At 38.2% G+C, this 16,877-nt stretch carries 11 protein-coding genes; 2 read left to right on the top strand and 9 right to left on the bottom strand.

What is annotated here, in order from left to right:
• Positions 1 to 1,700, bottom strand: a 1,700-nt coding sequence (locus DC077_RS05230) for an ESPR-type extended signal peptide-containing protein (protein ID WP_275663885.1), incomplete at its 3' end; no start/stop codon positions are given.
• A 628-nt stretch (positions 1,701 to 2,328) separates the two neighbouring features.
• Between DC077_RS05230 and DC077_RS05225 the strand changes: the two genes are divergently transcribed.
• On the top strand, positions 2,329 to 2,679 hold the full coding sequence (locus DC077_RS05225; protein ID WP_275663887.1) for a helix-turn-helix domain-containing protein: 351 nt from the start codon (positions 2,329 to 2,331) through the stop codon (positions 2,677 to 2,679).
• An 87-nt stretch (positions 2,680 to 2,766) separates the two neighbouring features.
• Here DC077_RS05225 and dnaG read toward each other — a convergent pair whose 3' ends face one another.
• From dnaG to DC077_RS05185, 8 genes are all read right to left on the bottom strand, one after another.
• Complete coding sequence (gene dnaG / locus DC077_RS05220; protein ID WP_109200623.1) at positions 2,767 to 4,503, bottom strand: DNA primase; 1,737 nt, start codon at positions 4,501 to 4,503, stop codon at positions 2,767 to 2,769.
• Between the two features lie 469 nt (positions 4,504 to 4,972).
• Positions 4,973 to 5,413, bottom strand: a complete 441-nt coding sequence (locus DC077_RS05215; protein ID WP_109200624.1) for a GatB/YqeY domain-containing protein — start codon at positions 5,411 to 5,413, stop codon at positions 4,973 to 4,975.
• A gap of 131 nt (positions 5,414 to 5,544) precedes the next feature.
• A complete protein-coding gene (locus tag DC077_RS05210) occupies positions 5,545 to 7,035 on the bottom strand; it encodes a hypothetical protein (RefSeq protein WP_109200625.1) in 1,491 nt (496 codons plus the stop codon).
• A 306-nt stretch (positions 7,036 to 7,341) separates the two neighbouring features.
• A complete protein-coding gene (gene dusA, locus DC077_RS05205) occupies positions 7,342 to 8,307 on the bottom strand; it encodes a tRNA dihydrouridine(20/20a) synthase DusA (RefSeq protein WP_239990330.1) in 966 nt (321 codons plus the stop codon).
• A 333-nt stretch (positions 8,308 to 8,640) separates the two neighbouring features.
• Positions 8,641 to 10,461, bottom strand: a complete 1,821-nt coding sequence (gene rpoD, locus DC077_RS05200) for an RNA polymerase sigma factor RpoD (RefSeq protein ID WP_109200627.1) — start codon at positions 10,459 to 10,461, stop codon at positions 8,641 to 8,643.
• A gap of 217 nt (positions 10,462 to 10,678) precedes the next feature.
• Positions 10,679 to 11,674, bottom strand: coding sequence for a sigma-70 family RNA polymerase sigma factor (locus DC077_RS05195; protein ID WP_109200628.1), 996 nt, complete (start codon positions 11,672 to 11,674; stop codon positions 10,679 to 10,681).
• A gap of 1,045 nt (positions 11,675 to 12,719) precedes the next feature.
• A complete protein-coding gene (locus DC077_RS05190) occupies positions 12,720 to 13,889 on the bottom strand; it encodes a MalY/PatB family protein (RefSeq protein WP_109217864.1) in 1,170 nt (389 codons plus the stop codon).
• 84 nt (positions 13,890 to 13,973) lie between these two features.
• A complete protein-coding gene (locus DC077_RS05185; RefSeq protein WP_109200630.1) occupies positions 13,974 to 15,416 on the bottom strand; it encodes an aminoacyl-histidine dipeptidase in 1,443 nt (480 codons plus the stop codon).
• 631 nt (positions 15,417 to 16,047) lie between these two features.
• Here DC077_RS05185 and modA point away from each other — a divergent pair.
• The gene (gene modA / locus DC077_RS05180) at positions 16,048 to 16,824 is read left to right on the top strand and encodes a molybdate ABC transporter substrate-binding protein (protein ID WP_109200631.1); all 777 of its coding nucleotides are present in this window, start codon (positions 16,048 to 16,050) and stop codon (positions 16,822 to 16,824) included.
• Positions 16,825 to 16,877 lie beyond the last annotated feature (53 nt).

Genomic DNA, 16,877 nt, shown 5'->3' with positions numbered 1-16,877 from the left:
TCAAGAGATTTAAGCATTCCCTTCTCATCAATATCAGCAACAACGCCGATATTGTTATCAGTTAAATCACCTTCTGCACCACCTTTAAGGTTAACAACTTCATTTAACTTAACGCCACCTTTGACATTAGGGTTATCACCTGCAAACTTGAGACCATCGTTAAGGTTCGCGATCTGCTGTTGATCACCATTCTTGTCTTTGTAAACGACTCGAACTTCTGTTTCACCATCCTTACCATCCACGCCTGGCTTACCATCTTTGATGACTGTAATAGTCGTCGATGCACCGGGTTTCCCATCTTTACCTGCAGGACCCGTTAAGCCGATAGAACCATCTTTACCGTTGATCGATACGCCTGCTTTACCATCTTTACCGTCGCTACCAACAACGATGTTTTCAAGACCTTTTAAGTCCTTAGACATTTTGATAACAAGCTCGTTTTTCTCATTAACGTCAACACGGAGGTTTTCAGCCGTTGCTTCAGCACCATCTGCTAAGCCACCTTTGATAGTTAAAGTCTCGCCAAGCTTTTTGTTAACAAACCCAGCATTACCAGCAAAGGTTAGACCTTCGTTGATTCTAGTATCAAGATTAGTTAATGCATCTCCCACATTATTATGCTGAGATTCATCTTTAAATTTATAATTAGGCAACTTGATAGTGCCTTTTTCATCTAGTTGAGCACCTCCACCCAGTGCATCTACAGTTAACTTATTAGTTAAATATAGCTGGGAACCATTAATTGCATCTGTTGAGGTCTCTGTAATAAGCCCTTTATCTACATGTACTAAACGCCTATTTAGTTCTTTTTTTTCCGCTATTTCATCACCATATTCATCTTTTCGCGCAGGTATATAATCATGTCCAAAAGATACTGTATAGTGATCCACTGCTATAGAATCAGTTCCTACAGCTACAGAGGCATAACCCTGCGACTCAGCATTTGTACCAAAAGCAGTCGATGAGCTGCCCGAAGCTTTAGCTCCCATACCAATGGCTACAGAGCTATCCCCGTCAGTAATACTATCAACACCGATAGCTACAGTATTATTTCCTTTTGCTAATGATGTGCCCCCAATTGCTGTTGAGTATTCTCCCACGGCAACAGCACCACCACCAATAGCTGATGATGACGTTCCCACTGCTTTTGATCTGAATCCTAATGCTGTGGCTGTCTTTCCTTCAGCAAAAGAATAGCTTCCAATAGCTATCATCCCATACGATTTGTCTGTGGGTCCCTGTGGATCTTTAAGAAAAGATGAAGCTTCAGCTCCATATCCTAAGACGATACTATCTAACGTACTCTCTGTTTTATTTCCTATCGCGATTGAACGCTCATCCTTAACGACGGCATCATTTCCTAAAATAATAGCATCAATATTATCTTTCAGCCCATCTTTACTAATAATCTTCTCTGCTTTAGCGTTAATCCCTAAAATAAAGGCGACTTCTTCTTGATCCTGCTCAAAAATCGACTGATTCAAAGAAATCTCTTTTTTATTTTCATTCAAAATAAAAACATCTTCAGCATGAGAAAAAGATCCAATGGTGGCTGAAGTAACAAAAGCCGCTCCTAACAAAATTCTCTTCTTAACATTAACAGTTTTACTACTTTTAACTTTTTTTCGTGAAGCTAGTTCTGATGCAACCACGTAAATATTTCGGACATGACACCAAACAACGCGATAAATTCTATTCATATTTGTTCCATATTAAAGTTCTATTTCACTATTAGTTTTTAATAGATTCCTAATATTCCAAACAAATCCTGAAGAACTAATACATATATAAAATATATAGTTAACTCAAGCTAGTCAAATCATAGATCATATAAATTTATCTCAAAACAGAGATACCGACAAAGCGAGCTATAACTGAAAATTTACATATAATGAATATCTAGGAAAATCTATATCAGAGCATGCTACTTCCTAGCAGATAAAACACAAAATCGAACAAATACAAATAGTTATTATTCTTCTATTATTTTTTTATAAGAAATAAAAACCAAATAAAAAAATTTAATTTATTTAAAAAATTAAAATAAACCCTTGATATCTACTGAAATTAAAAAAATAACATCGCGTAAAAATAGCTAAAATAGTGTAAATATTTGTATAACTATTAAAATATAGGATATTTTCTTATAAAATGATAAAAGAATATAATTACATAAGAACTAGTTATAAAAAATTAGTCTACAACTAAAATTATTGTTAAAATCAGCATTCATTAAAAATTCTTAAATTATTAGTATTATAAAAACAACATATATCTAATGTTTATTATTGGCTAACATTTTATACATAATCCTAAAGGAGTAATAAAATTAATCATTTATTAAAATCTTTTGGCCAAAGATTAAAGTCAGAGCGAATGAAGCTCTCTATGACCCAAGCTGAACTAGCTAAAGGGCTTAACATGTCCCAAATGTCTATTAGTCTCTATGAGTCTAATAAGTCAGTTCCAAATTTAAAGTTTTTATATTCTCTATACCACTTAGGATTCAATATAGAGTATTTAATATTTGGCGAGAATGGACTAGATCAGGACAGAAACTTTAATTTACGCTCTTACTATAAAAAAATTGCGACTTCTTTAGATTTTTTAGAACGAAAATTAGATATAAACATTTCCACTGAAACAAAAATAGAATTGATTGATTTTCTTTTAAACTAAAAGGTAAGCTTACGTAACTCAGACAATTTATAAAATTCTTCATAAAAGTCTAATCTTATTAAAATATTAATTTATTTAACTATCGCTTTAAGGATTCCGCAAAAGCGCTAACTCATCTGCTGTTAATGGCTCATTATTTTGCAGTTTGGCTAAAACCTTTTTCAGAGGTGTTTCTCCTCTTGTGAGCTGCTTAAGAAGATCTTTTAATTCATTCTCTTGCAGCTCATCTGCAATTAAGAGCTCTTGTGCAGCTAAATTTCGTAACCAACCACTCCAAGATTCATCTTGAAAATGTAGAAGAATTTGTGCCGCATTTTCAAGATGCGGATAGTCTTTGATTGCAGTAATAATCTCATAAAGATAATTTTGTTGAGGATCTTCGCTCTCGAGAAGAAAGTGCATTCCTTGAAGCTTTCTTCCTAAGCTAGGATTTGTTAATAATAAAATAACTATTCGCTCGATCAAAGAGAGCCCTGAGCTAAAATCCACACGCTGACGTCGTGGGGAGGTTCTCCCTTCTTGCACATAGCGATTAAGAATACCGGCAGAGAGATTGGCTCTTCGCCCTAATTCAGCACGTAAAAAATCACGGAGGGGGATATCTCGCATGCTATTGATCTTCTCCCCAACATTTTCTAAAAATTGTGAGCGCCCCTCAAAAGAGCCCATATTAACCTCTTGCTCAGCGGCATCAAAGAGGAATTTAGAGAGGGGCTCTGCTTCTTTAATCAATTGTAAAAAGGCTTCTTTTCCACTCTTTTGTACATAACTATCGGGATCTTCACCATCAGGGAGAAAGAGAAAAGAGATCTCTTTTCCGGCACTTAATACCGGAAGTGACTCACTCATTGCTTTATGAGCAGCCACAATCCCGGCTCTATCGCCATCAAAACAGAAAACAACTCGAGACGTGTATCGCAGGAGTAACTCAATCTGCCGAGATGCAATTGCCGTTCCTAATGTCGCAACAGCATTTCCAATACCATAATGGGAGAGCATAATGACATCCATATAACCCTCAACCACCAAAATCTCTTCATAATCTCGATGATACTTTCGCAATTCATAGAGGCCATAAACCTCCTCCCCTTTGTGGAAGATAGGCGTTTCTGGTGAGTTGAGGTACTTCGGTTCGCCTTGGTCTAAAATTCGACCACCAAAACCGATCGTCTCCCCTCTTCGATTACGAATTGGAAACATAATTCGATCTCGAAAACGGTCGTATCGCCGTTGATTCTCTGATTCACTTAAGAGACCTGCTTCTAGAAGAAGAGATTCCGAAATCCCCTCACGCATAAGGGCCGTCATCAAATTATTCCAACCTACAGGGGCAAATCCAATGGCAAATTTCTTTGCATCCTCTCCTGTTAACCCCCTTTTTTGAAGATATTGAACCGCTCTTTGCGCCTCTTCCCCCTCTTTGAGTGCTTTTTGATAAAAGTTTTGGGCGAGCGCCATAATTTCAAGAAGTCCACGTTCTCGCTTAACTTCTGATTTAGGACGAGTACTACGTTTCTCATAAGGTACTTCTAACCCTTCAATCTGTGCAAGAACCTCAACAGCCTCAACAAACTCTAATCGCTCATAATTCATCAGAAAATCTAAAACACTGCCGCTTGCATTACAACCAAAACAGTAGTAAAACTGCTTCGGTTCACTTACGGTAAAAGAGGGTGTTTTTTCATCATGAAAAGGGCAGCAGGCTTTATAGTTACTGCCGGCACGTTTTAAGGGAACACGCTGATTAATAACATTGACAATATCAGCCCTTGCTATTAGTTGATCGATAAACTCTCGAGGAATAAACCCTTTACCACGACTCATAATGACGATTCCCTCTCAATTTCACGCTTCCAAATATTCCTAAAACTTTTTATTGCTCTTTTAGTCTAGCCTACGCTTTTATCAGCACACTTATCGACGTCTTTATCTATGCTACTATCTACGTTTCTATCTATTTCTATCTACATTTCTATTCAGTTTCATAAGATAGATTACAGATCAATAATCGATAAGCAATAACCTTGTATAACACTTACACACTATCTACACTCCTCTAATAATCGATAGATTTTAAAAAAGCAATCTACATCAATAATATCTGCAGATTGCTCTTTATAAACTATCTGATATCAATCAGATATCAGATTATTAGGGAGAATTAGGGGGTTACTAGAGAAGATGAATAAAAATGGTAGATCAAACGCAGATTCTATATTAGATATTATGTAGATACTGAAGATAGAGAATTTCCACATTGTACTACCATTTTCCCCTCTCTAATAAGGTAAAACTACCCTAAACGACTCTTCACTAGAGCACTGACCGCGCCCATATCTGCTTTTCCCAAAAGCTCTGGGCGAATCGCACTCATCAATTTTCCCATTCCGCTCATATCATTCACTTCTAATTTCGCCATCGCCGCATCGATAATTGCGACAATTTCCGCATCAGAAAGCTGCTCTGGAAGATAAGGCATAATGTAGGCTAGCTGTGCTTCCTCTTTTTCAACGAGATCTGCTCGATCTGCTTTTTTAAATTGATCGATAGATTCCCGGCGCTGATTAACCATTCTATTAAGAATTGTTAAATAATCAGCCTCTGAGAGCCCTTCACCACGCTTTTGTAACTCTGCTTCTTGAATTTCGGCTAAAATTGCACGCAGTGTAGTTACTTTCTCACGCTCTTTTGCTCGCATTGCATCTTTAACATCACTTTGAATTGTTGCTTTCATCTTTTCCTCTCTTTTACAAAGTAAGAAGGGAGACTTACGCCTCCCTCCATCTCAATTATAAACGTTAAATCTTACTCATTAGACCTTATTCATTAGATCTTACTCACTCGATCCTCTTCAGTCACTTCACTTTATTCACTGAACATCGAAGCGATCAATTCTAGATCGATCTCTTGACCATTAACGCTCCATACTCCGTTATTATAACGGATATCTGAACTAATTCCTTGTGGTGAAAACTCAATCACCGGCATTCCACTATTGACCACCATTGCAAGCACCATAAACTCTTTATAGAATTCATTCATTTGGCGCTTTGCCATATCCCGATTTTCCGCTTCATCTTGACTTAATAAGATATTACTTCCAAGATCGATAAAATAGCGCTTATCAACCATAAGCTTCGCAACTAAATCATCAACATATTGATTAACAAACTCAAAGAAAGTTAATCCGGAAAAAGCTTCTAAGAATGCATCAGGACTCTCTAAATCAAGGGTAGAAACTTTCTCAATAAAAGCAGCATTTGGCATGATGGAGAGCGTCACTTCGGCTCTACTCTCATCAAGATCGCCGGCAAGCTCCAGATTAAGACGACTACCTGGGACAACGAAATCACTTACCTTAAATGAACTATTGATTAAAACTTCATTGAGTGTTTCAGCTTCGCTAAGACGTAGAACTTCCAGCTTTTCAAAAAGATCATCGCTCAATTCTGTTAGCTGAAGCTTAAGATAAACATCACCAAATGTTAAAGCTTCATGCTTATAAGAGGGAACTTTAACCTCAATCTTATCTAGCCCAAAATGGCCATGAATATAGGGCTTCTCTTCCAATAATTCAGCGCCGGCAGCATAGGTTAGGCGATCGATTAAAATCTCACTAAAAGGCTGATCTTCATCACTCTCTTTTACTGCAATTTTATTGAGTTCAAAGAGAAATTTTTGAACCTTTTCACCATTATTTTCAATCCAATAACCGTTACTTCCCTCGATCATTACTAATGCTTCATCGCGATCTTCGGGCTCTATCGTGATTTTACCCGACTTATAGTTGATATTGACATTTTCACGCTTCTTAAAATTTTGACTAAAGCCATAAACGCCATCAAGCTCAATCTGATCTACTGTAGCAACTTTAACAGAACCATCATCATTAAAGAGCATAATTTGTGGGTAGTGATAATTTAATTTATATTGACCATTTTCCTGATCAATCTGCCCTTGATGCTCAATATTTTCTGCTTTTAGGAGCAGGATTGATTCACCCTCTTCCTCCTGATAGAGAGAAAGAGTTCCCTTTGAGAGAAGAGTCGCAACTCCTTGCCCTTCACCATAATTGGTAAAGACAACTTCTCCTTTCTCACTGCCTTTTAAAACTTGATTTGATGTCCCGCCAAAATCCATCAGGAGATTCGTTGTAAAATCAGCTACATTTTCACTCTTTGTCGTTGATTCTATCTCAATTGCATAATCTGATAACTGGGAGATAAGCCCAGGGCCGATAATCTCTCTATTGATATTTTCATAATTCTCTTCAAAGAGATCTAGGGGAGCACTATAACCAACGCTCCCAGCAAAAAGTGCTAAGGAGAGCGTATAGCCAATAATCTGCTTCTTCATAATAAATCCTTTTATATCGGAAATTGGGGACTGGCTTTGTCTCTAAATGTAAGGAAAACTCGCTCCATCACAGATAAGTACCACCAAGGCCCTATTGTTTTAGTTTATAGTTAGATTTCTAGTTAGGTTTCAGTTTTCAGCCAGCTTTCTAATGAAAGTTCTAACCTCTTCTTAAAGCTTTCAATTAATCTTTTAATTTTAATGAATACCCTAACTAACTTTCTAACTAATTTTCTAACTATTCTCTATTAATTAGTCTCTAATATACTAAAAAAGTGTGATTAATCTATGAAAAACAATCAAAATTTATACAGTTAACTGACGATAAGCATCTAATACAACTTGAAAATCAGCTCCCTCTTTATGCATATTTTCACTTAAATAGCGACGCCAGAGGCGACTTCTTGGGACTTCATGGAACAATCCTAACATATGTTTAACAATATGATTTAATCGCCCTCCATTATTGAGATGCTTTGTAATATAAGGCTCCATCTCCATAATAATCTCATAACGATCCTTAATCGGCTCATCCTTTTCAAATATCTGCTGATCAACATAACTCATTTGGTAAGGATTATGATAGATAGAGCGGCCTAACATCACGCTATCAACACTTTCTAAAAGCTGCTTTGCCTGCACTAAATCTGCAATTCCTCCATTTAACGCGATTTCAAGCTCTGGATAATTTTGTTTAATCTCAAAGACTCTCTCATAATTGAGTGGCGGTATTTCACGATTCTCTTTAGGTGAGAGCCCCGATAACCAAGCTTTACGGGCATGTAAAATAAAGTGCTGACAACCTTTACCCGCCACTTGATCGATAAAATTGGCTAAAAAATCATAACTCTCTTCATGATCAATACCGATGCGGGTCTTGATAGTCACCGGCAATGAGGTCGCCTCTGCCATTGCTTGATAACACTCCGCAACAAGCTTCGGCTCTGCCATTAAACATGCCCCAAAGCTTCCTTTCTGTACTCGATCTGAAGGGCAACCACAATTAAGGTTAATCTCACTATATCCATAGGACTCACCGATCTTTGCTGCTTTCGCCAAATCTTCTGGATCTGATCCTCCTAGCTGTAGAGCCACAGGACCTGCCTCTTCAAAATAGAGATGGCGATCTCGATCACCATACAAAATAGCACCGGTCGTTACCATTTCACTATAGAGAAGCGCTTCTTTACTCATAACCCGATAAAAGTAACGACAATGTCGATCTGTCCAATCTAACATGGGTGCTACAGAAAATTTTATACTCTTCATTATTTTATCTTTAATTTGTCTTTCAAAATATCGAAAATATCGAAAATATCGAAAATATTATAGAAATCTAGATAGTAAACCTATGCAAACCGATACCACCAATGTAGGCAATGAATAAAACAAGCGCAATAGAAACAGCATAAAAGCAGATGCCATAAAAACGATGCTATCTAAAGAAACAAAAATCCCCGAGTATCACTCAAATAATAACTCGGGGCTTATTCATAATCGATCAATTTTTAGTTGATAAATTTTTAATTGATGAATCTCTCACCGTTTAATCGATAGCTTACATCTTTTTTAATGAGATCGCTTTAAGTAAGAAACCGATCACTCTTAATCCGCATCTAAGAAGCTCTTAAGGCCTTCTGAGCGATTAGGATGGCGTAATTTACGCAATGCTTTTGCCTCAATCTGACGAATACGCTCACGAGTTACATCAAACTGCTTACCCACCTCTTCTAAGGTATGATCGGTATTCATATCGATTCCAAAACGCATTCTTAGCACCTTAGCTTCACGCGCTGTCAAGGTATCTAATACCTCACGAGTTGCTTCATTTAAGCCCTCATCAGTTGCAGATTCAATGGGTGAGACAGCATAAACGTCTTCAATAAAATCACCTAAGCTTGAATCTTCATCATCACCTACCGGCGTCTCCATCGAGACAGGTTCGCGAGCAATTTTTAAAACTCTACGAACACGCTCTTCAGTTTCACCCATTGCAATTGCAATCTCCTCAGGTGTTGCTTCACGTCCGAGCTCTTGAAGAAGTTGACGAGAGATACGATTGAGCTTATTGATTGTCTCAATCATATGTACAGGGATACGAATTGTTCTTGCTTGGTCAGCAATAGAACGCGTGATCGCCTGTCTAATCCACCAAGTTGCATAGGTAGAGAACTTATAACCACGGCGATATTCAAACTTATCAACCGCCTTCATCAAACCAATATTCCCTTCTTGAATAAGATCTAGGAACTGAAGGCCTCGGTTAGTATATTTTTTCGCAATGGAGATCACAAGACGCAAGTTTGCTTCAATCATCTCTCTTTTAGCTCGACGCGCCTGTGCCTCACCGATAGAGATTTGACGATTGATCTCTTTAATCTCATAGATGGTTAAATCGGTCTCTTGTTCAATCTTCGCTAATCGATCCTGATACTCATAGATATGCTTATCATACTCTAATAACGCTTCAACATATTTTGCCTTACGTTTAAAGATATCATCTTTAAAGATCGACTTATTAGCTTCATTTCTTGGGAAGATTTTTAAGAATTCTGTTCTCGGCATCTTTGCCTTACTGATACAGATCTGCATAATCTTACGCTCTAAAGGACGAATGCGATCGATCGTCTCACGTAAACGATCATACATTTCAGCTTGGAATTTAGGCGCTAATTGAAACTCGAGGAATTTCTCACGAAGCGCTGATTTTACCTCTTTGATACGATCAGACTTACTCGTTGCCCCCTCTTTCTCTTTAATAGCATTGAGTTCATCAACAATCGCTTGAAGTTCTGCAATTTTTGTTGCTAATACTTCAGGATCTGGACCGGTTGCAGTATCTTCAACTTCAACCTCTTCATCCTCTTTCTCCTCATCTTCAAGGAAGAAACTTGGATCGATAAAGCCTACCACCAAATCGGTAATACGCCCCTCTTCTTTGATCGCCTCATGATAAGAGTCGATAAGATGATAAGTCGCCGGAACATAGAGCGCTAAAGAGTTAAGTGAAGATTGAATTCCCTCTTCGATACGAATCGCAATCTGCTTCTCTTCTTCACGCGTTAAAAGATCAACCGTTCCCATCTCGCGCATATACATACGAACAGGATCTGTGGTACGACCAATCTCTTCATCATCAATATTGGCTAATACTTCTGCTGCTTCCTCAACCGCGTCGTCACTATCAACACTTTCACTTAACATTAAAGTGTCTTCATCTGGCGCCTCTTCATGCACAGAGATCCCCATATCTTCGATCATCGCAATGATGCTTTCGATCTGCTCAGGGTCTACCATTCCTTTTGGAAGATGGTCGTTAACCTCAGCAAAGGTAAGATATCCCTGCTCTTTACCAAAAGCGATAAGCTTTTTAATTTGCTCTTTTTTAAGCTGATCCTGCTTTTTTTGATCTGACTGATTGCTCATAACTTAGAATGACACCCTCAATTAATAAGTACACGGACAAACGCGCTACCGCTAGCTTTATATTTTTTTAGCGGATCATTATAACACGATTCATTCGATTCTGATACTTAGAATGTTTCGCGGGAACGCATTTTCTAACTCTCTCAATGGGAGAGCCTACAGAGAATTAATGGGGCTTTATTTTAAGATTTCAAGCATATTTTCCCTTCGATACCCTCTATTCATAGAGCAGATCATTTATCTCCACCTTCTGATCATCAAGAAGCCGCTTCATCTTCTCTAATGTTTTCATCTGTAGATAGCGTACTTGATCCCGTGTTAAAGAGAGCTTTTCACCAGTCTCATCTAATGTCTTCTGCCGACGTCCATTTAAGCCGAAACGATAGATAATCACCGCTTTCTCATTCTCCTCTAAAGAATCTAAGATCGATTCTAATACTGAAGACTTCTCTAGCTTTGTCAATTGATCGGGAATATCGAGACTCTCCTGATCGGGAATAATATGGTGAAAATCTTGCCCATCTCCCTCTTGAGTAATCAATGCATCGAGAGAGAAGATCGCCTCATTATCGGCTAGAAGATTCATAACCTCATAAATGGTCAGACCACTCTCCTTTGCCAGTTCCTTGATAGTCGGCTCTCTCTTAAGCGTTTGCGCTAACTCTTTAGCGATTCTAACTAAACGAGCTATCGCCTTATTAACATGGACAGGAACTCTAATAATTCGGCTCTGATTCATAATTGCACTACTAATATAGTGCCGAATCCACCAAACCGCATAGGTTGAAAAACGATAATTTCGCTCGGCTTCATATTTTTCAATAGCGTGATTAAGCCCTAAATTCCCCTCCGATATCAGGTCTAGTAGATCAATTCCTTGCCGTTGCTGCCGGCGAGCGATCATGACAACAAGACGCAAATTGCTCTGTATCAAAATATTTCTCGCTCGCTTATCCCCTTTTTGGGCTAGAAGTCCATATTTTCTCTCCTCTTCTGCCGTTAATAGCGGATAGCGCCCAACTTCTGTATAATAGCGATAAAGAAGATCATCTGTCCCGCGAAATTGATCATCACTTCTTTGTAAAATACACTCAAACTCATCGATCCCCTCCGCCTCAGCATCATCAACCGCAGGAGTATCTAACTCTAGAAAATCCTCTAATTGAATCTCTTCCTCTAATAGATGGTGGTGAGTTTTTCGACTTGTTTTCATAAAATGTCTACCTCTAATGAATCTAGTAGCTAAGATGTAACAAAAATTTAGCACGTTAAAACCTAGCCCGTTTTTATTGTGGGCTAGGTGATCGTTTAAAATGGGGTTACCCTCTAACTAATAAAAATATAATCCCTCTTCATTGCGTAGTGATATCGAATACTGTTTTACCTTTAAGTAATTACCCGTCTAATTACTCATCTAATGAATCATCGGCAAATCCGCACCATAATCTGACTAATGCTGTCAACTTGACTCTTAAGATCACGCTAAGTAGAGCTATACCCTAAACAGAATCTTAAACAGCATTTAAGGTAAGGATAAGCACAAACACCCACATAGTATATAAATATATATATCATTAGACGATTCGTTCTTAATCATAAGACAGCTCTTAAAATATTCAGTGAATAACGATTGGTATACAGAAATTAATATCACTATCGGTAATATCATCTTTTAATCATCTTTTAATTCTCCGTTACCGATCTCATGGTGTTCCATTAACGACTGACGGACACCCTAGTATTCGAATTAACGGCTAGATAACCCTGATTTCATCAATTAAATACTGCTCATATCTCCTCACAAAACAGAATATTAAATGAAAATAGAAATAAAAATAAAATAAAAAGAAGATAAAAATCAATAAGATGAGTAACACAATAGCAACTTTATCTTAAAATTATTTATAGCAATGTAATTGTTTGTAGATAGAGCTGAGGCGTTGATTAAAAAAATGAAAATTGATTAAAATTATCAACAATAACCAGAAAATCATTATTAAGATAAAGCGCTAATAGAGCGATCATTTGAAGAATTGAAATCGAAGACTTTTTAAAAGAGATCCCATAAAAAAAACTCTTTTACTATAGGTAAAAGAGTTTTCACAAGGATGATGATTTTTTATGCAAAACTGAACAAGCATTCCCACATTTTTAGAAGGGGATACTTATCATCAACAGATTCCCCCAATAAAACGGAAAATAGGAAACAGAAAACTGATCACGATCTATTTTCCACAAATATCCTATTAAAGATCCTATTACTGTAAAGAATTTTGAATAATAGAGATCGCTTTATCTAATAGCTCTCTTGAGGTTCCGAAGTTTAATCGAACATAATGTCCACCGACGCCAAAAGTTTTCCCATCATTTAAGGCAACGCCCGCCTCTAGAAGCCGTTTATAAGCTTCATCTTTATGGGCTGTATTAGAAAAATCGAGCCAAAGTAGAAATGTCGCTTCTGGAACAACAAGACGTAATCCTTCAATTTTAGAGAGTTCAGCAACCGCATGATCACGATTAGCAATAAGGTACTCTTTTAATTGACTTAACCACTCATCACCATAATCGAAAGCAAGCTCTGCCCCTTTAATTGCATATACATTCATTCTAGGGACCAATCCAATCATCGCTTTATGATACTCATCCCGTAATGCCTCATTTTCAATAATAGCAAAGCCTCCACTTAAACCAGGAAGATTAAAGGTTTTACTTGCTGAAATTAATGTAATCGTACGGTTTTTTGCATCTTCTGAAATCGTTGCATAGGGGATATGTTCTCCCTCCCAAACAAGCTCTGCATGAATCTCATCTGAGAGAACGAGTAAATCGTGCTTTATCACAAATCTCTCTATCTCTAAAAGCTCCTCTTTTGTAAAGACACGCCCCGAAGGATTTTGCGGATTACAGAGCATTAAGATCTCTGTCTCCGGCGTAATCATCTCCTCCATTAAAGCAAAGTCAATCTCATAGCGGATAATATGCCCCTCTACAATCTCTTTTAAAGGAACACCGATCCCCTTTGTCCCAACATTCTGCTCAATTGAAATAAAGGGCGGATAGGCAGGTGTGTGGTAGAGATAGTGTGCATTAGGATTACGGCGATAAACCATATTGGCAGCAATATTAAAGCCGGTGACTAAACTTGGCAACATCACAATACTCTCTTTTGCAATGGTCCAACCATAGAGGCGTTGTAATCGATAGACAATCGCCTCTAAAAGGCGTTCAGGTCTCACCTTTCCATAGCCGTAAACCCCTTTTTGTGACATCGCAACAAGCCCTTCAATAATCTCATCTGCCGCCACAAAATCCATATCTGCGATCCACATCGGGAGGATCTCTTTCGAGTAAGCTGTCCACTTATCGGAATTATTATTTCGGCGATTAATGATCTGATCAAAGTCATAGATCTTCTTATATTGGCTCATGGCTTATTCTCTCCTTCTGCTATTTTTAAAATTGAGCTACTGTTAGTGTACACCTTAATGTCACAAAAATGTTATTGGGAACAATTATGCTTTTAATGCCTTTAATAGCGCTTTCAACAACTCATAGAAACGTTCAACACTAGGAATATTAACCCGCTCATCTGGCGAATGTGCACCCTTAATTGTAGGACCGAAACTGACCATCTGTAATTGAGGATATTTCTCACCTAACAATCCTGTCTCTAAACCGGCATGAATCACAGAGACCTCCATCTCCTCGCCCGTTTGAGCACGATATACTTCTAACAGCTTCAAATAAGGGAGCGATTCTAAATTAGGTTGCCATGCAGGATAATCATTCCCCTCTTCAAGAAATGCGCCCACCATAATCGCTAATGCCTTCACACAAGAGCGGACTTGATCAACGCCATGATGCGTCACAGAACGCGCTAATAGTTCGGCCATCAACCCCATCTCTTCATTGATTGTGACAACCCCTAAGTTACAACTTGTCTCAACAATGGGGAGTTCAGTTGAACGGCGAATCACGCCACTTGGAAGAAGTAACAGTAGATTTAAGAGCTCTTGGGAATTCTCGGCATCAAGTGTTGCTTGAGGCTCAACCTTAGCCACTCGAACGGTCACACCTTCATCTACACCTTTAAAACGTTCCTTAAAGATGATGCGCTTCTCATTTAGATGCGCTTCAAAATCAGCTTGGTGCGCCTCATGAATGGCAACAATTGCTCGAGCTGAGCGGGGAATCGCATTTCGTAATGTTCCCCCTTCAAAAAGGGCTAAACGCAATGCTGATTGATGAGCATAATCCACAAGAAGTTCCGCTAAAAGCTGATTAGCATTCCCGAGCTCTTGATCGATATCGATCCCGGAATGCCCGCCTCGCAGACCTTCAACAGTCACTTCATAGAAGAGTCCTCGCGCTTCTTGATCAAAGTGAAGTGGTTTTGTTAAGACAAGATCGATCCCGCCGGCACAACCGACAATACAAACACCTTCCTCTTCACTATCGAGATTTAAAAGATACTCCCCTTTAAGCCAATGGGGCTGAAGATGGCGCACCCCCCCCATCCCTTGCTCTTCATCAACGGTGAGAAGCACCTCTAATGGGCCATGCTCTGCTGTTTCATCCTCTAAAATCGCAATGGCAGCAGCAACACCAATCCCATTATCTGCTCCTAAAGTGGTATCCGTGGCATAGAGCCAATCGCCCTCTACCCGTAACTGTAGAGGATCTTCATCAAAATTATGATCACTAGACTCACGCTTTTGACACACCATATCGATGTGCCCTTGCAAAATAATTTTAGGTGCCGTTTCATAGCCAGGCGTTGCCGGCTTTTCAATCACAATATTCCCAATTTCATCTTCCCGATAGAGAAAACCTCTCTGCTTCGCATAATCTCGATAAAACTGACAAATTTTCTCCTCTTTCTTTGAAGGGCGAGGAATGGCGCTCATTGCCATAAAGTGTTGCCATAATAATTTAGGTGCTTGCTCTTTTAACATACTCTACCTCGATGATTGATTAGCATGATTGACTATTTGCAATTGAATATTTGAATATTTTGATTAAATCTTTGTGATTAGATGTTTGTGATTAGTTGTTTGAAATCAATCATTTGTAAGCTTTGGTATTGATCAGCTATTTGATTACCTACCTATTTCATTAAAATAATTAACTTCTTAATTAACTTCTTAAACTTCATTTTTACATTATACCGGAATCACTTAAAGAGAATTTTCTTTCCAATGGGCATTTCTCTAAAGCCATACCCTTCAATCTCTCATCTTCCTACTCCCATCGATACCCTTTCTATCGATTAGATCTCCAGATTAGATCTTCAAAAATATCAATTATTTATAGCAAGAATGCCTCTTTTTGAGATCTTAATCTAGTTACTTTGGGTAATTACGAATCGGGGAAAATCATCGTATAGTCTTTAATAAGCAATATTATCTAATCACTGCTACTTCCACTGTCATCTCGATTGTAAGGATTTCAAGGATGTTATTTACAATAATATTTAATAATCCAAAAATGATATAAACATCCCTCACTCCGAAGAAGCATAAATACGTTTTCTCTTTAACACTTTATATCAACTTTAATCACTTACCACTGTTCTTAAGGAATACTATGTTAAAATTCAAAAAAACAGCACTCACGCTTATTTTAGCAACCACAGGTCTCTTTGCTCAGGCAGACAACATCACTGTTTTTGCTGCAGCATCACTCCAAAATGCTATCGATGAGATTAAAGTAGCTTATCAAACAGAAGATAAAAAAGGGGAGATTGAGGCACTTTATGATTCCTCTTCTAACTTAGCTCGCCAAATCGAACAGGGTGCGCCGGCTGATATCTTTATCTCTGCTAATCAAAGCTGGATGAACTATCTTGAAGAGAAGAGCCTTCTTGATAATGCAACTCGCACCAATATTGTGAAAAATGAGCTTGCACTGATCACCTTCAATGAAAATCCAATTGAGTATAAGGTCGATTTCTCCTCGAATGAATTTTGGAAAGAAGCATTAGCTAAAACACGTATCGCCTTAGGTGATCCTGATCACGTTCCAGCAGGTCTCTATGCGAAAGAATCTTTCGAGAAACTAGGGGTTTGGAAAACGGTTGAGCCTCGAGTAGCTGCAGCACAAAACGTTCGCGCCGCCCTTTTGCTTGTTGAAGTTAAAGAGGCAGACTTAGGTGTTGTCTACTCTTCAGATGCAAGTGTGAGCCAAAAAGTTAAAACAGTTACAACCTTCCCTGATGACCTTCATGAGCCGATCGAATATCCTATTGCGATCTTAAAAGATAGAGCAACACCTGCAACAGAAGGATTTTATCACTACCTCTTAAGTGATGATGCAGCAACTATCTTCAAAAAATATGGTTTTGCTATCCCTGCTAAAAAGTAGTGGTTTTTAGCATGAATCGATTTTAATGTTCTCCCTAAGCTTCAATCGCTTGT

It is taken from the genome of Ignatzschineria cameli (assembly GCF_003121895.1).
Taxonomy (GTDB): Bacteria; Pseudomonadota; Gammaproteobacteria; order Cardiobacteriales; family Wohlfahrtiimonadaceae; genus Ignatzschineria; species Ignatzschineria cameli.
The sequence above is the reverse complement of the archived record's forward strand: the minus strand, read 5'-3'. Positions and strand labels throughout refer to the sequence as shown.